The 16,159-nt window shown below is 69.9% G+C and carries 17 protein-coding genes and 5 tRNA genes; 8 read left to right on the top strand and 14 right to left on the bottom strand.

What is annotated here, in order from left to right:
* Positions 1 to 80 precede the first annotated feature (80 nt).
* Together cofC and ACWCPY_RS23870 are read left to right on the top strand one after the other, a co-directional pair.
* Positions 81 to 818, top strand: coding sequence for a 2-phospho-L-lactate guanylyltransferase (gene cofC, locus ACWCPY_RS23875; RefSeq protein WP_451268046.1), 738 nt, complete (start codon positions 81 to 83; stop codon positions 816 to 818).
* Between the two features lie 10 nt (positions 819 to 828).
* Positions 829 to 1,032: a hypothetical protein gene (locus tag ACWCPY_RS23870; protein ID WP_403778400.1), complete on the top strand. Its 204-nt coding sequence runs from the start codon at positions 829 to 831 to the stop codon at positions 1,030 to 1,032.
* 116 nt (positions 1,033 to 1,148) lie between these two features.
* Here the strand turns inward: ACWCPY_RS23870 and ACWCPY_RS23865 are convergent, their stop codons facing one another.
* The 4 genes from ACWCPY_RS23865 to leuC form a co-directional block, all read right to left on the bottom strand.
* On the bottom strand, positions 1,149 to 1,814 hold the full coding sequence (locus ACWCPY_RS23865) for an HU family DNA-binding protein (RefSeq protein WP_451268044.1): 666 nt from the start codon (positions 1,812 to 1,814) through the stop codon (positions 1,149 to 1,151).
* 143 nt (positions 1,815 to 1,957) lie between these two features.
* Positions 1,958 to 2,185: an SCO5555 family protein gene (locus ACWCPY_RS23860; protein WP_072487271.1), complete on the bottom strand. Its 228-nt coding sequence runs from the start codon at positions 2,183 to 2,185 to the stop codon at positions 1,958 to 1,960.
* Positions 2,186 to 2,289: 104 nt separating this feature from the next.
* The gene (leuD, locus tag ACWCPY_RS23855; protein WP_451268042.1) at positions 2,290 to 2,883 is read right to left on the bottom strand and encodes a 3-isopropylmalate dehydratase small subunit; all 594 of its coding nucleotides are present in this window, start codon (positions 2,881 to 2,883) and stop codon (positions 2,290 to 2,292) included.
* A gap of 5 nt (positions 2,884 to 2,888) precedes the next feature.
* Complete coding sequence (gene leuC / locus ACWCPY_RS23850) at positions 2,889 to 4,313, bottom strand: 3-isopropylmalate dehydratase large subunit (protein WP_451268040.1); 1,425 nt, start codon at positions 4,311 to 4,313, stop codon at positions 2,889 to 2,891.
* A gap of 174 nt (positions 4,314 to 4,487) precedes the next feature.
* Here leuC and ndgR point away from each other — a divergent pair, with 174 nt between their 5' ends.
* Entirely contained in the window at positions 4,488 to 5,204 is a 717-nt protein-coding gene (gene ndgR, locus ACWCPY_RS23845) for an IclR family transcriptional regulator NdgR (protein WP_030928691.1), read from the top strand.
* Positions 5,205 to 5,272: 68 nt separating this feature from the next.
* Here ndgR and ACWCPY_RS23840 read toward each other — a convergent pair whose 3' ends face one another.
* Positions 5,273 to 5,770: a DUF4188 domain-containing protein gene (locus ACWCPY_RS23840; protein WP_451268038.1), complete on the bottom strand. Its 498-nt coding sequence runs from the start codon at positions 5,768 to 5,770 to the stop codon at positions 5,273 to 5,275.
* Positions 5,771 to 5,859: 89 nt separating this feature from the next.
* Here ACWCPY_RS23840 and ACWCPY_RS23835 point away from each other — a divergent pair, with 89 nt between their 5' ends.
* The gene (locus ACWCPY_RS23835) at positions 5,860 to 6,501 is read left to right on the top strand and encodes a MerR family transcriptional regulator (RefSeq protein WP_451268036.1); all 642 of its coding nucleotides are present in this window, start codon (positions 5,860 to 5,862) and stop codon (positions 6,499 to 6,501) included.
* An 85-nt stretch (positions 6,502 to 6,586) separates the two neighbouring features.
* Here ACWCPY_RS23835 and ACWCPY_RS23830 read toward each other — a convergent pair.
* The 9 genes from ACWCPY_RS23830 to ACWCPY_RS23790 all read right to left on the bottom strand — a co-directional run bounded on the left by ACWCPY_RS23830 (position 6,587) and on the right by ACWCPY_RS23790 (position 10,597).
* A tRNA-Glu gene (locus ACWCPY_RS23830) sits at positions 6,587 to 6,659 on the bottom strand.
* 26 nt (positions 6,660 to 6,685) lie between these two features.
* Positions 6,686 to 6,757, bottom strand: a tRNA-Gln gene (locus ACWCPY_RS23825).
* A gap of 12 nt (positions 6,758 to 6,769) precedes the next feature.
* Positions 6,770 to 6,842: transfer RNA gene (locus tag ACWCPY_RS23820), tRNA-Glu, on the bottom strand.
* Positions 6,843 to 6,902: 60 nt separating this feature from the next.
* Positions 6,903 to 6,975, bottom strand: a tRNA-Glu gene (locus tag ACWCPY_RS23815).
* Between the two features lie 25 nt (positions 6,976 to 7,000).
* Positions 7,001 to 7,072, bottom strand: a tRNA-Gln gene (locus ACWCPY_RS23810).
* A gap of 88 nt (positions 7,073 to 7,160) precedes the next feature.
* Complete coding sequence (locus tag ACWCPY_RS23805) at positions 7,161 to 7,880, bottom strand: HAD family hydrolase (RefSeq protein WP_451268034.1); 720 nt, start codon at positions 7,878 to 7,880, stop codon at positions 7,161 to 7,163.
* A gap of 125 nt (positions 7,881 to 8,005) precedes the next feature.
* Entirely contained in the window at positions 8,006 to 9,478 is a 1,473-nt protein-coding gene (gene gltX, locus ACWCPY_RS23800) for a glutamate--tRNA ligase (RefSeq protein ID WP_451268032.1), read from the bottom strand.
* Positions 9,471 to 10,247, bottom strand: a complete 777-nt coding sequence (locus ACWCPY_RS23795; RefSeq protein WP_072487282.1) for a fumarylacetoacetate hydrolase family protein — start codon at positions 10,245 to 10,247, stop codon at positions 9,471 to 9,473. The genes gltX and ACWCPY_RS23795 overlap by 8 nt, the downstream gene beginning before the upstream one ends.
* A gap of 161 nt (positions 10,248 to 10,408) precedes the next feature.
* Complete coding sequence (locus tag ACWCPY_RS23790) at positions 10,409 to 10,597, bottom strand: hypothetical protein (RefSeq protein ID WP_451268030.1); 189 nt, start codon at positions 10,595 to 10,597, stop codon at positions 10,409 to 10,411.
* A gap of 581 nt (positions 10,598 to 11,178) precedes the next feature.
* Between ACWCPY_RS23790 and ACWCPY_RS23785 the strand changes: the two genes are divergently transcribed.
* From ACWCPY_RS23785 to ACWCPY_RS23770, 4 genes are all read left to right on the top strand, one after another.
* Entirely contained in the window at positions 11,179 to 14,910 is a 3,732-nt protein-coding gene (locus ACWCPY_RS23785; protein WP_451268028.1) for a nitrate- and nitrite sensing domain-containing protein, read from the top strand.
* Positions 14,911 to 15,333 (top strand): roadblock/LC7 domain-containing protein, encoded by a 423-nt coding sequence (locus tag ACWCPY_RS23780; RefSeq protein ID WP_003966009.1) that lies wholly within the window; start codon positions 14,911 to 14,913, stop codon positions 15,331 to 15,333.
* A 133-nt stretch (positions 15,334 to 15,466) separates the two neighbouring features.
* Positions 15,467 to 15,874, top strand: coding sequence for a DUF742 domain-containing protein (locus ACWCPY_RS23775; protein ID WP_003966010.1), 408 nt, complete (start codon positions 15,467 to 15,469; stop codon positions 15,872 to 15,874).
* On the top strand, positions 15,855 to 16,159 hold a 305-nt coding region (locus ACWCPY_RS23770; RefSeq protein ID WP_350985934.1), incomplete at its 3' end, for a GTP-binding protein. The genes ACWCPY_RS23775 and ACWCPY_RS23770, both read left to right, overlap by 20 nt.

Below are 16,159 nucleotides of genomic sequence, written 5' to 3'. Positions count from 1 at the left end.
GCTCTGTCGAGAACACCGTACGCCCCGCTTTCGGGACCGACCCTCCGGGTTCTCGCACCGGCAGGCGAGAATAGGCGGCGATGCGCACCGAGGGGGAGATCGCCACGAACACCGACCCGACCGCTCCTTGGTCCCTGGTCGTCCCGTTGAAGCCCCTGGCGCGGGCCAAGAGCAGGCTGGCGCCCGTGACGGGCCCCGAACTGCGCCCCCGGCTCGCCCTCGCCTTCGCCCGGGACACCGTGGCCGCCGCCCTGTCCTGCCCGGCGGTGCTGGATGTGGTGGTAGTCACGGACGACCCGGAGGCCCGGGCGGCCCTCACCGCGATCGGGGCGCGCGTCGTCCCCGACGAGCCCGACCGCGGGCTCAACGCCGCGCTGGCACACGGCGAGCGGGCGGTACGGGCCCGGCGGCCCCGGGCCGCGGTCGCCGCGCTCAACGCGGATCTGCCCGCGCTGCGCCCGGCGGAATTGACCCGGGTACTCGAATATTCCGCAGAATTCCCTCGCGCATTTGTGACCGATGCGGCAGGAATCGGGACGACATTTCTCTCGGCTGCACCGGGGGTGGAATTGCGTCCGGCTTTCGGTGGACCTTCCCGGGCCCGGCACCTGGACTCCGGCGCGGTGGAAATCGACCTGACCGGCATCGATTCGGTCCGCCAGGACGTGGACACCGGCGAGGACCTGCTGGCGGCGCTGGCGCTGGGCGTGGGCGCCCACACCGCGGGACACTGGGACGTGGAGACCTCCAGGGCCGCCGCGGCTCCCGCCCGGACCTGCGGCGGTGAACCTTCGAGGACTGTCTCACCGGACCGATAGGCTTCCGCCCATGCAGGCGACCTCGTACACCTACGACCCCGAGACCCGCACCGGCAGCGTGCTGCTCGACGACGGCACCCCGGTGGATTTCGACGCCCGGGCCTTCGACGCGGGCGGTCTGCGGCTGCTGCGTCCGGGGCAGCGGGTGCGGATCGAGGGCAGCGGCGAGGGTGCGGAGCTGCGGATCACCCTGGTGACGCTCCAGACGTTCTGAACGCGGACGCGGACATGACGAGCGACGTGTACGGCGCCCATGACAGCCCGCGGGCCGGGCTCCCCGAGGGGAGCCCGGCCCGGCGCGTGTGAGTAGTAGCCCTGCGCGGCTCGGTCTCACTTCTTCCGTGCAGTGGCCTTCTTCGCCGTGGTCTTGCGCGCCGTGGTCTTCTTCGCGGGCGCCTTCTTCGCCGTGGCCTTCTTCGCGGGCGCGGTCTTGCTGGCGACGGCCTTCTTGGCGGCCGTCGTCTTCTTCGCCGCCGCGGTGGTCTTCTTCGCGGCCGCCGTGGTCTTCTTGGCCGCCGCGGTGGTCTTCTTCGCGGTGGTCTTCTTGGCCGCCGTGGTCTTCGCCGCGGTGGTCTTCTTGGCGGTGGCCTTCTTCGCCGTGGCCTTCTTCGCCGTGGCCTTCTTGGCGGCGGCCTTGGTCGTCGTACGGGTGGAGGGACCACCCGAGAGGCTGCCCTTGGGCGCCTTCTTCACGGCCACTTCGCCGCCCTTGGGGAGCTTCTTCGAGCCGCTCACCAGGTCCTTGAAGCCCTGGCCCGCGCGGAAGCGGGGAACCGAGGTCTTCTTGACCCGCACGCGCTCACCCGTCTGCGGGTTGCGGGCGTAACGGGCGGGGCGGTCGACCTTCTCGAACGAGCCGAAGCCGGTGACCGAGACACGGTCCCCTGCGACAACCGCACGGACGATCGCGTCGAGTACCGCGTCGACGGCGTCGGCGGCCTGCTGGCGGCCTCCGACCTTGTCGGCAATCGCTTCTACGAGCTGCGCCTTGTTCACGTCTTCCCCTTCGGAGACATTGCCAGAACGAATGTGTTCAAGCGTTTTCGCACGTTAGGCAGATATATACCGCAAATCAAACACGAAACGGGCTAATCACCCTAGTGCCGCAACGAAGTCGACCGCTGCACAGTTCCGCAGAGTCAGTCACCTTCGGGGAATCGGCCCTCATCGAGGTCCTTCATCAACCGGTCCAGACGCCTTGCCGCATCCGGGAGATCGTGCTTAGCCGCGGCCGTGATGACCAACAGCTTCCGGGACAGCGCCATCCTTACGCCCTCCGGGACTTGCAGTGCGCGCACTCTTGTGTGCGCTTCCTTCAATCGGTCGGCGACTTGGCCGTAAAGCTTGAGTTGGCTGTCGCGTTCCATGCACCGATTGTGCCATCTGGGGCGAGTTGTCGCCCGACGGGGTCTCAACAAGCGACTGCGCCCCCTACCAGATGGCAGGGGGCGCAGTCCTGGAAACGCGCTGCTCAGGCGTTAATTGTACGCGGCTTGAAGGTCGGCCTTGCCACCTCATAAGTCGCGATGTCCGCTTCGTTCTGAAGGGTGAGGCTGATGTCGTCCAGCCCGTTGAGCAGTCGCCAACGGGAGTTCTCGTCGAGCTCGAAGTCGGCGGTGATGCCCCCGGCCCGGACCTGGCGAGCCTCCAGGTCGACGGTGATCTCGGCCGTGGGGTCGGCCTCGGTCAGCTCCCAGAGCGCGTCGACCACCTTCTGGTCGAGCACCACGGTCAACAGCCCGTTCTTCAGCGAGTTGCCGCGGAAGATGTCGGCGAACCGGGAGGAGACGACGGCCTTGAAGCCGTAGTTCTGCAGCGCCCAGACGGCGTGTTCGCGGGACGACCCGGTGCCGAAGTCGGGTCCGGCGACCAGGACGGTGGCGCCCTTGCGCTCCGGACGGTTGAGGACGAAGTTCTCGTCCTTGCGCCAGGCCTCGAAGAGCCCGTCCTCGAAGCCGTCCCGGGTGACCTTCTTCAGCCAGTGGGCGGGGATGATCTGGTCGGTGTCGACGTTGCTGCGGCGCAGCGGGACGGCCCGGCCGGTGTGTGTGGTGAAAGCTTCCATGATTCTCAGACTCCGGCAGGCGTACGGGCGTCGGACAGGTCGGCCGGCGAGGCCAGGTGACCCAGCACGGCGGTGGCGGCGGCGACCTGCGGGGAGACCAGGTGCGTACGGCCGCCCTTGCCCTGCCGGCCCTCGAAGTTGCGGTTCGAGGTGGAGGCGGAGCGCTCGCCGGGGGCCAGCTGGTCGGGGTTCATGCCGAGACACATCGAGCAGCCGGCGTGCCGCCATTCGGCACCCGCGGCGGTGAAGACCTTGTCCAGGCCCTCCTCGACGGCCTGCAGGGCGACCCGGACGGAACCCGGGACGACCAGCATCCGTACCCCGTCGGCGACTTTGCGTCCGTCCAGGATCTCGGCCGCGTTGCGCAGGTCCTCGATCCGGCCGTTGGTGCAGGAGCCTACGAAGACGGTGTCCACGTTGATCTCGCGCAGCGGCTGGCCGGCGGTCAACCCCATGTACTCCAGAGCCTTTTCCGCGGCATTGCGCTCCGAGGCGTCCTCGTACGAAGCAGGGTCGGGGACGTTGGCCGACAGGGGCGCGCCCTGGCCGGGGTTGGTGCCCCAGGTGACGAACGGGGCCAGTTCGGCCGCGTCGATGACGACCTCGGCGTCGAAGACCGCGTCGTCGTCGGTGCGCAGCGTCTTCCAGTACGCGACGGCGGCGTCCCAGTCCTCGCCCTGCGGGGCGTGGTCGCGGCCCTTCAGGTAGTCGAAGGTGGTCTCGTCCGGGGCGATCATGCCCGCCCGGGCGCCGGCCTCGATCGACATGTTGCAGATGGTCATCCGGGCTTCCATCGAGAGCTTCTCGATGGCGGAGCCGCGGTACTCCAGGATGTAGCCCTGGCCGCCGCCGGTGCCGATCCGGGCGATGATCGCGAGGATCAGGTCCTTGGCCGTGACACCGTCGGGCAGTTCGCCGTCGATGGTGATCGCCATGGTCTTCGGGCGGGCCAGCGGCAGCGTCTGGGTGGCGAGCACGTGCTCGACCTGGCTGGTGCCGATGCCGAACGCCAGCGCGCCGAAGGCGCCGTGCGTGGACGTGTGGGAGTCGCCGCAGACCACGGTGGTGCCGGGCTGGGTCAGGCCCAGCTGCGGGCCGACCACGTGCACGACGCCCTGCTCGACGTCGCCCAGGGGGTGCAGCCGCACGCCGAACTCCGCGCAGTTCTTGCGCAGGGTCTCCAGCTGGGCGCGGGAGACCGGGTCGGCGATCGGCTTGTCGATGTCGAGGGTCGGGGTGTTGTGATCCTCGGTGGCGATGGTGAGATCGAGGCGCCGCACCCGGCGTCCGGCCTGCCGGAGGCCGTCGAAGGCCTGGGGGCTGGTCACCTCGTGCAGCAGGTGCAGATCGATGAAGAGGAGGTCGGGCTCACCTTCGGCGCGCCGGACGACATGGTCGTCCCAGACCTTCTCCGCGAGTGTCCTACCCATCGCTTTCCCTCCGGCCGGCGTCTTCGCCGGCCCAACTAGAGATTTGGTGCGCCGCCGTCCGGACCCCCGTGCGGGGCGGTGGCTGCGGGCCGTTGTGTGGCCGCCCCTACAGGTTCGCAACTTCCGCCGAATATTGAACTTGCGTTTCACAGAGTGAGACGGGAGTATCGTCGTATGGACAACTCTAGCGGCGTCGGCGTTCTCGACAAGGCAGCTCTGGTATTGAGCGCCCTGGAGTCCGGTCCGGCCACCCTCGCCGGGCTGGTCGCGGCGACCGGGCTCGCACGACCCACGGCCCACCGACTGGCCGTGGCACTGGAACACCACCGGATGGTGGCGAGGGACATGCAGGGCCGTTTCATTCTCGGCCCCCGGCTCGCGGAACTCGCGGCGGCGGCGGGCGAGGACCGTCTGCTGGCCACGGCGGGCCCGGTGCTCACGCACCTGCGCGACATCACCGGCGAGAGCGCGCAGCTCTACCGCCGCCAGGGCGACATGCGGATCTGCGTGGCGGCGGCGGAACGGCTGTCCGGCCTGCGGGACACCGTGCCGGTCGGCTCCACGCTCACCATGAAGGCCGGCTCCTCGGCCCAGATCCTGATGGCCTGGGAGGAGCCGGAGCGCCTGCACCGCGGCCTCCAGGGTGCCCGCTTCACGGCGACGGCGCTCTCGGGCGTACGGCGCAGGGGCTGGGCCCAGTCGATCGGCGAGCGCGAGCCGGGCGTGGCCTCGGTCTCGGCCCCGGTGCGCGGCCCCTCGAACCGGGTGGTCGCCGCCGTCTCGGTCTCCGGACCGATCGAGCGGCTGACCAGGCACCCGGGCCGGATGCACGCCCAGGCGGTCATCGACTCGGCGGCCAGGCTCAGCGAGGCCCTGCGCCGCAACGGCTGAGACATCCGGCAGATCCCGGCCGCCCCAGCGTCGCGGCGGCCCCCTCCCAGCACCTCATTCGCCAGGCCTCACTCCGCGGACGAGCGGTGTGCGAGACGGTCGGCCCCCCGACGTCCGCGCGCCTCCAGCGGCAGCACGCCGGTGGCCCCGGCCAGCCCGTAGGCCGGCATGTCGGCGTAGATCGATTCGTACCCGCCCTCGGGCACGATGTACGCCTCGTGCCACAGCCCCACGTGCCGCCGGGACTTCTTCTCCTTGCGGTTCATGATCGCCCAGGCCTTGCGGTGGAACATGTCGGGAGCGCTCGCGTACGCGTAGAGCTTCTCCTTCGACTCCCAGTACTGGACGACGTAGTACGTCCGCGGCGAGCCGGTCAACAGCGTGTGGCCCAGCAGGCCACGCCCCTTGTCCTTGCTCAACTCCCGCAGCATGCGCGGCATGGCCAGCAGCACGGGCAGCCAATGGTGCACGCCCCAGAAGTGGTTGATGCGCATCCCGATGAGCAGCACGACCACCTCCCCCTCGGCCGCGGCGGTGGTCCGTCCCTGATTCGGCCTCGCGAACATGCCTGCCCCTTCCTTCGTTGGAGAGTCGCACTATCCAATGATTGGATAGTGGCACTGCCCAAGAGGTGGCGCAAGGGAAGGCACGGAACATGCGGCTCTCGGAACTGAGCGGGACGAGCGGCGTCAAGACCGCGACGATCAAGTACTACCTGCGGGAGGGACTGCTGCACCCCGGCCGACGGATCACCGCGACGCAGGCCGATTACGACGAGAGCCATGTGCGCCGGCTGCGTCTGGTGCGGGCCCTGATCCAGGTGGGCCGCCTTCCCGTGGCCACGGCACGCGAGGTCCTCTCGCACATCGACGACGAATCCCTGGGCCGGACGATCCGGCTGGGTGCGGCGCTGTGGTCGCTCCCGCACGGCCCCGACCCCGACGAGGAGGCCCCGGAGACCGCGAGCGCCCGCGCGGAGGTCGAGCGGCTCCTGGACCGGATCGGCTGGGCGACGTCGCAGGAGATCGGCACCCTCTCCCCCACGTATCGCGCACTGGTTTCCTCGGTGGCCACCCTGATCCGCCTCGGCTACCCATGTGATGTCGACTACCTGGCCGAGCAGGCCGGCCTGATGCATCAAGTCGCCGTCCAGGAACTGGACATGATGGAGACTCATCCCACGGAGTCGGAGCAGGTGGAGATGGCGGTCGCGTCGGCCGTGCTCTACGAGCCGTTGCTGATGGCCCTGCGCAGGATGGCCCAGGAGGAGGAGTCGGCCCGGCGCTACGGCCTCTGAGCGGGCCCGCGGCCCGAACGGGCCTCGCGGGCCAACAGCAAAGGCCCTCCACCGAGGTGAAGGGCCTTTGTCCGTCCTGCTGTTGTACCCCCGACCGGATTCGAACCGGCGCTACTGCCGTGAGAGGGCAGCGTGCTAGGCCGCTACACAACGGGGGCTTGATACTGCTTGTTGCATTTCTGCGCTGGGCTACCAGGACTCGAACCTAGAATGACGGTACCAGAAACCGTAGTGTTGCCAATTACACCATAGCCCATGGTGTTACAAGTACCCCCGACCGGATTCGAACCGGCGCTACTGCCGTGAGAGGGCAGCGTGCTAGGCCGCTACACAACGGGGGCCCTAGCGATCCTGCATCGAGAGCGTGGGTGCGACCCAGATGATCTCGCGGGAAGGATCTGTACCCCCGACCGGATTCGAACCGGCGCTACTGCCGTGAGAGGGCAGCGTGCTAGGCCGCTACACAACGGGGGCTTGTTACTACTTTTGCATTTCTGCGCTGGGCTACCAGGACTCGAACCTAGAATGACGGTACCAGAAACCGTAGTGTTGCCAATTACACCATAGCCCACCAAAACTCAACCCCTGGCGAGGGGTTTTGTTCGGCTTGCGCTTCCCGTCCGGATCTTTCGTTCCGCTCGGGCGGCGCAGGAAGAACATTACCCGAAGGTGTCCGGCGCTCCAAAACGGGTATTGCCCGCCAGCAGTCCGGGCAGCTGATCGAGCCCGCTGATGCGGACGAGCCCGGGCCGTCCGCCGCGTCCGCCCCGGTCCAGCCAGATCCCCATCAGTCCGGCGGCGACCGCCCCGCCGGCGTCGATGTCCGGCTCGTCCCCCACGTACGCGACCTCCCCCGGCTCCAGCGCCAGCGCCTCGCAAGCGGCGTGGAAGGCGCCTGCCTCCGGCTTGGAGACGCCCAGCTCGACGGCGCACACCACGGCCTCGAAACGGTCCCGCACACCGAGCGCGCGCAGCTTGCGGTCCTGGTTGCGGATGCTGGAGTTCGACAGCACGGCGTGCCGGAACCGGTCGGCCAGCAGATCGAGGACCGGCAGCACGTCCGGGAAGAGCGCCCAGGCGGCCTCGTAGTGGGCCGCGTGCCGGGCGAACCAGTCGTCGGCCTGTTCGTCCTCCAGCGCCCGCGAGACGAACTCCCTGACCCGGTCCCGGCGCTGCCCCAGGAAGTCCGTCTCCCCGGCCGCGAATCGCGCCCAGTGCGCATCGGTGATCGCACGCCACGCGTCCAGTGCCTGCTCGGCGTCGCCGTATCCGTCGGGCAGGCCCTCCTGTTCGAGGTGCGCACGCATGCCGGCGCGGTCGGCGCCGCTGTAGTCGAAGATCGTGTCGTCGATGTCCCAGAGCACGGCTCGGATGACCATGCGGCCAGGCTAGCGGTCACGTGCCGGGCGCGGGAGGGCGTCGCGCGGGGTGCCGCAGGCGCCGTGAACGGCCGGAGGCCGGGGCTCCCCTGCGGGAACCCCGGCCTCCGGCGTACATACGGGCGTTACGCGGTCAGCTTCGCCAGGGCGGCGTCCACGCGGGCCAGCGTCTTCTCGCGGCCCAGGATCTCCAGGGACTCGAAGAGCGGCAGGCCGATCGTGCGGCCGGTGACGGCGACGCGGACCGGGGCCTGGGCCTTGCCGAGCTTCAGGCCGTGCTCCTCGCCCGCGGTGAGGATGGCGTTCTTCAGGGCGTCCGCGTTCCACTCGGCGTCGGCCAGCTTGGCGCGGGCCGTGGTGAGGAGGGCGTCGGAGCCCTCCTTCATCGCCTTGGTCCAGGACGCCTCGTCCGTCGCCGGCTCGTCGAGGAAGAGGAAGTCGACGTTGGCCGTGATGTCCGAGAGGACCGTGACGCGGGTCTGGGCGTGCGGGGCGATGGCCTCGAACTGCTCCGCGTCGAAGGCCTCCGGGGCCCACGGGGCGAACGGCGCCTTCAGCCAGGGGCCGCAGGCCTCGGTGAACGCCTTCACGTCCATCTTGCGGATGTGCTCGGCGTTGATGTGCTCGCACTTCTTCAGGTCGAAGCGCGCCGGGTTGGCGTTGACGTCCCCGATGTCGAACGCGGCCACCATCTCCTCGATCGAGAAGATGTCGCGGTCCTCGGCGATCGACCAGCCCAGCAGGGAGAGGTAGTTGAGCAGCCCCTCCGGCAGGAAGCCGCGCTCGCGGTAGAGGTTGAGCGAGGCCTGCGGGTCGCGCTTGGAGAGCTTCTTGTTGCCCTCGCCCATGACGTACGGCAGGTGGCCGAAGGCGGGGGTGTCCTTGGCGATGCCCAGCTCGATGAGCGCCTTGTAGAGGGCGAGCTGGCGGGGGGTGGAGGAGAGCAGGTCCTCGCCGCGCAGGACGTGGGTGATCTCCATCAGCGCGTCGTCGACCGGGTTGACCAGCGTGTAGAGCGGGGCGCCGTTGGCGCGGACGATGCCGTAGTCCGGCACGTTCTCCGGCTGGAAGGTCAGCTCGCCGCGGACCAGGTCGGTGAAGGTGAGCGCCTCGTCGGGCATCCGGAAGCGGACGATGGACGTCCGGCCCTCGGCCTCGTACGCGGCGATCTGCTCGGTGCTCAGCTCGCGGCAGTGGCCGTCGTAGCCGGACGGCTTGCCGGCGGCACGGGCGGCGTCGCGGCGGGCGTCGAGCTCCTCGGTGGTGCAGTAGCAGTGGTACGCGTACCCGCCCGCGAGGAGCCTGTCGGCGACATCCTTGTAGATGTCCATGCGCTGCGACTGGCGGTACGGGGCGTGCGGGCCGCCGACCTCGGGGCCCTCGTCCCAGTCGAAGCCGAGCCAGCGCATCGACTCCAGGAGCTGGTTGTAGGAGTCCTCGGAGTCACGGGCGGCGTCCGTGTCCTCGATGCGGAAGACCAGGGTGCCGCCGTGGTGCCGGGCGAAGGCCCAGTTGAACAGGGCGGTGCGGACCAGGCCCACGTGGGGGTTGCCGGTCGGCGAGGGACAGAAACGTACACGGACTGGTGCGTTAACCACGCTTGATCACCTTGTTGGTGAGAGTGCCGATGCCTTCGATGGTGACGGCGACCTCGTCGCCGACATGGAGGGGTCCGACCCCTGCGGGAGTGCCGGTGAGGATCACATCACCCGGGAGCAGCGTCATGGCTTCCGTGATGTGGACGACCAGATCCTCGATCGAGCGGATCATGTCGCTCGTACGGCCCAGTTGGCGTTGCTCGCCGTTGACCGTGGCCTGGATGGTCAGGTCGTGGGGGTCGAGGTCGGTCTCCACCCAGGGGCCGAGCGGGCAGGAGGTGTCGAAGCCCTTGGCCCGGGCCCACTGCTTCTCGCGCTTCTGGGCGTCGCGCGCGGTGACGTCATTGGCGCACGTGTAGCCGAAGATGACGTCCTTCACGCGCTCGCGCGGCACTTCCCGGCACATGCGGCCGATGACCACGGCCAGTTCGGCCTCGTGGTGGAGCTCGTTCGAGAAGGAGGGGTACTCGATCGCGTCGCCGGAGCCGATCACCGAGGTGGTGGGCTTGAAGAAGGCGACGGGGACGTCCGGTACCTCGTTGCCGAGTTCCGCGGCGTGCTCCGCGTAGTTGCGGCCGATGGCCACGACCTTGTTGGGGAGCACGGGCGGCAGGAGGCGGACCTTGTTCAGCGGGACCTTGGTGCCGGAGAGCTCGAACTCGGCGTACGGAATGCCCTTGATGATGTCGAGGACGAGACCATCGGGCCCCTCGCCCTCGACGGCGCCGAAGGCGACATTGCCGTCGATGGAGAACCTGGCGATGCGCACGGGATGCTGTCGCCCCTCACTTGCTGGCTGAAGACTGACGCTCCAGGCTAACGCGTTGCCCGGCGGGGATTGCCCCAATTGCCGGGCGGCGTGACGGGGCGGCCGCGTGGAGGCGGGGCGCCGGCGCGGCTGAGGGGGCAGGGCCCGTCCGGGGCCTCCCGCTACTCCGCGACCGCGGCGGTGACCGGGGCTTCCATGAGGATGGTGCGGCGGGGGTTGGCCGTCTGGGTGGGCAGGACCACGGCGTGCTCCGGCTGCTCCGGCGTCTGCAGCGCGTCGGCGTCCTTGAGGTGCGCCAGCGTGGTGCGCCGGGGGTTGGCAATGTTGCGGAACATCATCGTCGTCTTCATCTGCCGTTCGGACCCTGTCGGTTGCGGGCACCGCCCGAAGGGGCGCCGGTTGTCGGATTTGCCATCCCTGTAAAGCGTCAGGCTAAACATCCAATTCCCTCCCGGAGCCCGGAAGAGACGGCGATCATCATGTGAGTTTGCTCACGACCGCGTCGACAATTCCCTCATTTCAGGCACTCGGTCACGCTCACAGAAACGGACATTACGTCACTGAATCAGCCATTCCACTCCTGACCATGGCGACTGGGACACCGTTCACGCTTCGCCGATTCACCCGTAATCGTCCGGTTTACCCGTGATCACGCTCCACGGCTTGTTACTCGGTCGTCACAACGTGTCACTCAGGTCACGGCCCGGCACGGGGCCCTTGTTGGAGATCCGGCACTGTGCTGGAATTCCACGCACCGCCGCGGGTTTCAAGCCGGCGCGCAGGGGGCGCAACGGAGCGCCGAGTGGCGGCGGAAAGGGGAAGGACGCCGGTCACTCACGACCACCATGGGGCGGGTACCGACGCCCCACGACGCCGACACCGTTCCATCGCCTCGCGCGGAGGAACGCCTGGTCCAGAGGTTGCGACGCTAGTGCAGGGACGTTTCAAGAGGGATGGCAGCGCTGCGGCGGAGCAGGAGCCGCACGGCGGGACCGACCGCGGTCCCTCGGCCCAGCACGCCCAGAACCCCGGGCCTGCCGCGGGCGGCGACAGCGGCGACCGTGCTCAGCGCCCCGGTACCGCGGCGAACGGCGACGTCGATCCGGTCGCGTCGTCGAAGTCCCGTGGCCCCGTCAGCACCGGCTCGCGCGTCGCTCTTCGCAACTGGCGCATCAGCACGCGTCTGGTCTCCCTGCTCGCCCTTCCGGTGGTCGCCGCGACCACGCTGGGCGGACTGCGGATCAACGAGTCCATGAGCGACATCCAGCAGCTGGACCACATGCAGCTGCTGACCAAGATGACCAAGCAGGCGACGTCGCTCGCCCAGGCGCTCCAGGAGGAGCGCGACCGTTCGGCCGGTCCGCTGGCCAACGGGGTGAAGCCCGACGACTTCAAGGTCACCGAGCCCCGCAAGAAGACCGACCGGGCGAAGACGGCCTTCCTCGACGCGACGACCTCGATCGGCGACCCCACCGGCGACGAGGCGCTCGAAGGCATCTATTCGAGCGTCACCCAGATCGCGAGCCAGCTCGCCGACATCCGCAACATCCGCAAGACGGCGTACGCCGACGGCACGCCGAGTCTCCAGACCGTCGACCAGTACAGCCAGCTGATCACCTCGCTGCTGAGCCTCTCGCAGGACATGGCGCAGGCGACCAGCAACTCCGAGATGATCAAGCGGACCCGGGCACTGGCGGCCTTCTCCTCCGCCAAGGAGTACGCCTCGGTCCAGCGCGCGATCATCGCCGCGGCCCTGCCCGGCGGCAACGACAAGCAGCCGCATCTCGACGAGAACGACAAGCAGTTCGGCCGCGCCGCGCTGCGCAAGGAGAGCTCGGCCCTGCGCTCCTTCAAGGCCGTGTACGGGGCGACCGGCAACAACGCCGACGAGCTGACCGCCACGCTCGACGAGGGCAACCCGGAGATCAAGGCCGCCAACACCTACGCGAAGAAGGTGCTGGACAGCCCCTCGGGCATGACCGGCACCGCGCGCCGTTCCTACCTGGACTGGTACGACCAGAGCTCCACCAAGATCCAGGCGATGAAGACCATCGAGGAGACCCTCCTCAGCGACATGGAGGGCAAGGCCCGCGAGCTCCGCGACGAGTCCAAGCGCGAAGCGATCATCAGCGGTGCGCTGATCCTGCTGGTGCTCGGCGTCTCGCTGGTCGGTGCCTTCGTCGTCGCCCGGTCGATGATCCGTTCGCTGCGGCGGCTCCAGGACACGGCCACGCGCGTGGCCCAGGACCGGCTGCCCGAGCTCGTCAAGCAGCTCTCCGAGGCCGACCCGCAGGACGTGGACACCTCGGTCGAGTCGGTCGGTGTGCACTCCCGGGACGAGATCGGCAAGGTGGCCGCGGCCTTCGACGACGTGCACCGCGAGGCCGTCCGCCTCGCCGCCGAGCAGGCCCTGCTCCGGGGCAACGTCAACGCGATGTTCACCAACCTCTCGCGCCGCAGCCAGGGCCTCATCCAGCGTCAGCTCTCGCTCATCTCCGAACTGGAGTCGCGCGAGGCCGACCCGGACCAGCTCTCCTCGCTCTTCAAGCTCGACCACCTCGCGACCCGTATGCGCCGTAACGGCGAGAACCTCCTCGTCCTCGCGGGCGAGGAGCCGGGCCGCCGGTGGACCCGCCCCGTCCCGCTGGTCGACGTGCTCCGTGCCGCCGCCTCCGAGGTGGAGCAGTACGAGCGCATCGAACTGGCCGCGGTACCCGCCACCGAGGTCGCGGGCCGCGTGGTCAACGACCTCGTGCACCTGCTCGCCGAGCTGCTGGAGAACGCCACGTCGTTCTCCTCGCCGCAGACGAAGGTCCGGGTCACCGGTCACGCGCTGCCCGACGGGCGGGTGCTGGTCGAGATCCACGACACCGGCATCGGCCTCTCCCCCGAGGACCTCGCCGCGATCAACGAGCGGCTCGCCTCGCCGCCCACCGTGGACGTCTCCGTCTCCCGCCGCATGGGTCTGTTCGTGGTCGGCCGGCTGTCCCTGCGTCACGGCATCCGGATCCAGCTGCGGCCCTCCGACTCCGGTGGCACGACCGCGCTGGTCATGCTGCCCGTCGATGTCGCGCACGGCGGCAAGCAGCCGGCCCCCAAGCAGGCACCCGGGCAGCAGTCCGGCGCCCCGGGCGGTCTGCTCGCCGGTGGCCCGGCGGGTGCGGGCAACGGCTCCCGGCCCGGCCTCGGCGGCGCCCCGTCCGGCCCGGCCGGCCGTCTCGCCTCGGGTCCGGGCGCCTCGCGCGGTCAGGTCGGTGCGGGCTCCGCGCCGCGTGCCGCGCTGCCCTCCCGCGACGGCGGTCCCCGCCACCAGCAGAACCAGCCGAACCAGCAGGGCCAGCAGAACGCCGGATTCCAGTCCGCCGGGCTGTCCGGCACCGGCCCGCAGGACGGTTCCCGCCCGGAACCGCAGCGTCAGGGCGGCGGACTCGCCGGCGCCTTCGGCAACGGCGCCCGCCTCGGTGCCCGCGGCCAGGGCGACGGACCGGGCCGTCCGGAGTCGGGCCGTCCCGACCTGTTCGGCCAGAACCGCCAGGACCAGAACGGCCCGCAGGGTCCGAACGGCCCCGGCTCGCCGTGGCAGCCCTCGCAGCCGCAGCAGGCCCGGCAGAACCCCGCCGGCCAGGGCGGCTTCCAGCAGCCCGCCGGCCAGGGCGAGCCCGAGCGCCGGCTTCCCCCGGCCGGCGGCCCGCGTGCCGAGCTGCCCGGTGGCAACCCTCAGCCGCAGCGTCCGCAGACCACCAGCTGGGGTGCCCAGGACCCGTCCGCGCCGCGGCGTACTCCGCTGGACGCCCCGCGCGGTCACGAGGAGCCCGAGTCCACCGGCCAGTTCCAGCGGCCGATGAGCCCGCCGCTCAACCCGCGGGCACCCATGGACGACAGCCAGGGCCCCGGCTCCACCGCCGAGTTCGCCCGCCCGGACTTCTCGGCTCCGGCCCCGCAGGCCCACGCCCCGCAGGACCTGTCCCAGGACCCGGCGAGCACCGCGCAGTTCGCCCGTCCCGACTTCGGCGGGCCGCAGCCCGGCCGGGCGCAGGACCAGGGCCTGCCGGCCCCGCGTCAGCGCGGCCGGGACGACGAGAACTTCGGTGCCCCGCGTCCGCCCGCCGGCGACGCGCAGTACCGCCCGGTGCTGCCGCCGCAGCCGCAGCCCGAGGCGCTGCCTCCGGCGGCCGGGCCCGGGGACGGTCGTACACCGCTGTACGACACCCTGGAGACGAACTGGTTCCACGGCCCGCAGCAGGGCGGCCAGCAGCCGCCCGCCGAGCCGCAGGCTCCCGCGCCGCTCCACCAGCAGCAGGCCCCGGAGCCTTCCGCTCCCCCGGCGCCGCGCCGCGGCGGAGACGACACGGGCAGCCCCACAAGTTCCTGGCGCCCCTCGCCGAACGATGAACTCGTACGGCAGGCGGAGCGGGTCAAGAAGCCCGCGGCAGGCGGAGTCACCACTTCCGGACTGCCGCGCCGGGTACCTCGCGCCAACCTGGTGCCGGGTACCGCTCAGCAGCAGAACCATCAGTCCGGTCCGCAGGTGTCACGCGCCCCCGATGATGTACGCGGGCGGTTGACCAATCTCCGCCGGGGCATCCAGCAGGGGCGGCAGGCCAACAACAGCCAGTCGACCGGCAGTTTCCCACTCGGCCCCACTCACCAGCAGGAGCGTTAGTTGAGCCCGATGAGTCAGGCCGCGCAGAATCTGAACTGGTTGATCACCAACTTCGTGGACAACACCCCCGGGGTGTCGCACACGGTGGTGGTCTCCGCCGACGGACTCCTGCTGGCCATGTCCGAAGGATTCCCCCGTGACCGCGCCGACCAGCTGGCCGCCGTCGCCTCCGGGCTGACCTCGCTGACCGCGGGCGCGTCCCGGATCTTCGAGGGCGGCGCCGTCAGCCAGACCGTGGTGGAGATGGAACGCGGGTTCCTCTTCCTGATGTCCATCTCGGACGGTTCCTCGCTGGCCGTCCTCGCCCACCCGGACGCCGACATCGGTCTGGTGGGGTACGAGATGGCTCTGCTGGTCGACCGTGCGGGTACCGTCCTCACCCCCGATCTCCGTGCCGAGCTCCAGGGCAGCCTGCTCCATTAGGCGGCCATGGATCGATGACAGACTCGATTGCCCCAGGTAACGCCCTCAACCCTCGCCCGTCCGGCCGCTTAGAGCCCCCCACCGGCCCCTTCAGACGGCAAACCGACGCACTGCTGTCACGCCCGGAGGATTCATGACCCCGCCACCCGCCTCACCCGATCCGTACGGCGCACTGCACCACGCGTCGTACGACGGTGAAGGCGACCAGCCACTGGTCCGCCCGTATGCCATGACCGGTGGCCGGACCCGGCCGCGCTACCAGCTCGCCATAGAGGCACTGGTCTCCACGACGGCCGACCCCGCGCATCTGGGGACCCTGCTCCCCGAGCACCAGCGGATCTGCCACCTCTGCCGTGAGGTCAAGTCGGTGGCCGAGGTCTCGGCGCTGCTGTCGATGCCGCTCGGTGTGGCCCGGATTCTCGTCGCGGACCTGGCGGAAGCCGGCATGGTGGCCATCCACCAGCCGGGCAATGGAGAGGCCGGCGGCGCGCCGGATGTGACACTGCTCGAAAGGGTGCTCAGTGGACTTCGCAAGCTCTAGTGGCGGTGCGGCCCGGGCCACCACCTCGGCGAAGATCGTGGTGGCCGGGGGCTTCGGCGTGGGCAAGACCACGTTCGTCGGTGCCGTCTCGGAGATCAACCCGTTGCGTACGGAAGCCGTGATGACGTCCGCCTCCGCGGGCATCGACGACCTGACGCACACCGGGGGCAAGACGACGACGACCGTCGCCATGGACTTCGGTCGCATCACCCTGGACCAGGACCTGATCCTGTACCTCTTCGGTACGCCCGGACAGGACCGCTTCTGGTTCATGTGGGACGACCT

The sequence above is a fragment of the Streptomyces sp. NPDC002403 genome (assembly GCF_053593015.1).
Note: the sequence above shows the minus strand (reverse complement) of the source record. Positions and strands in the feature narration are given on the sequence as shown.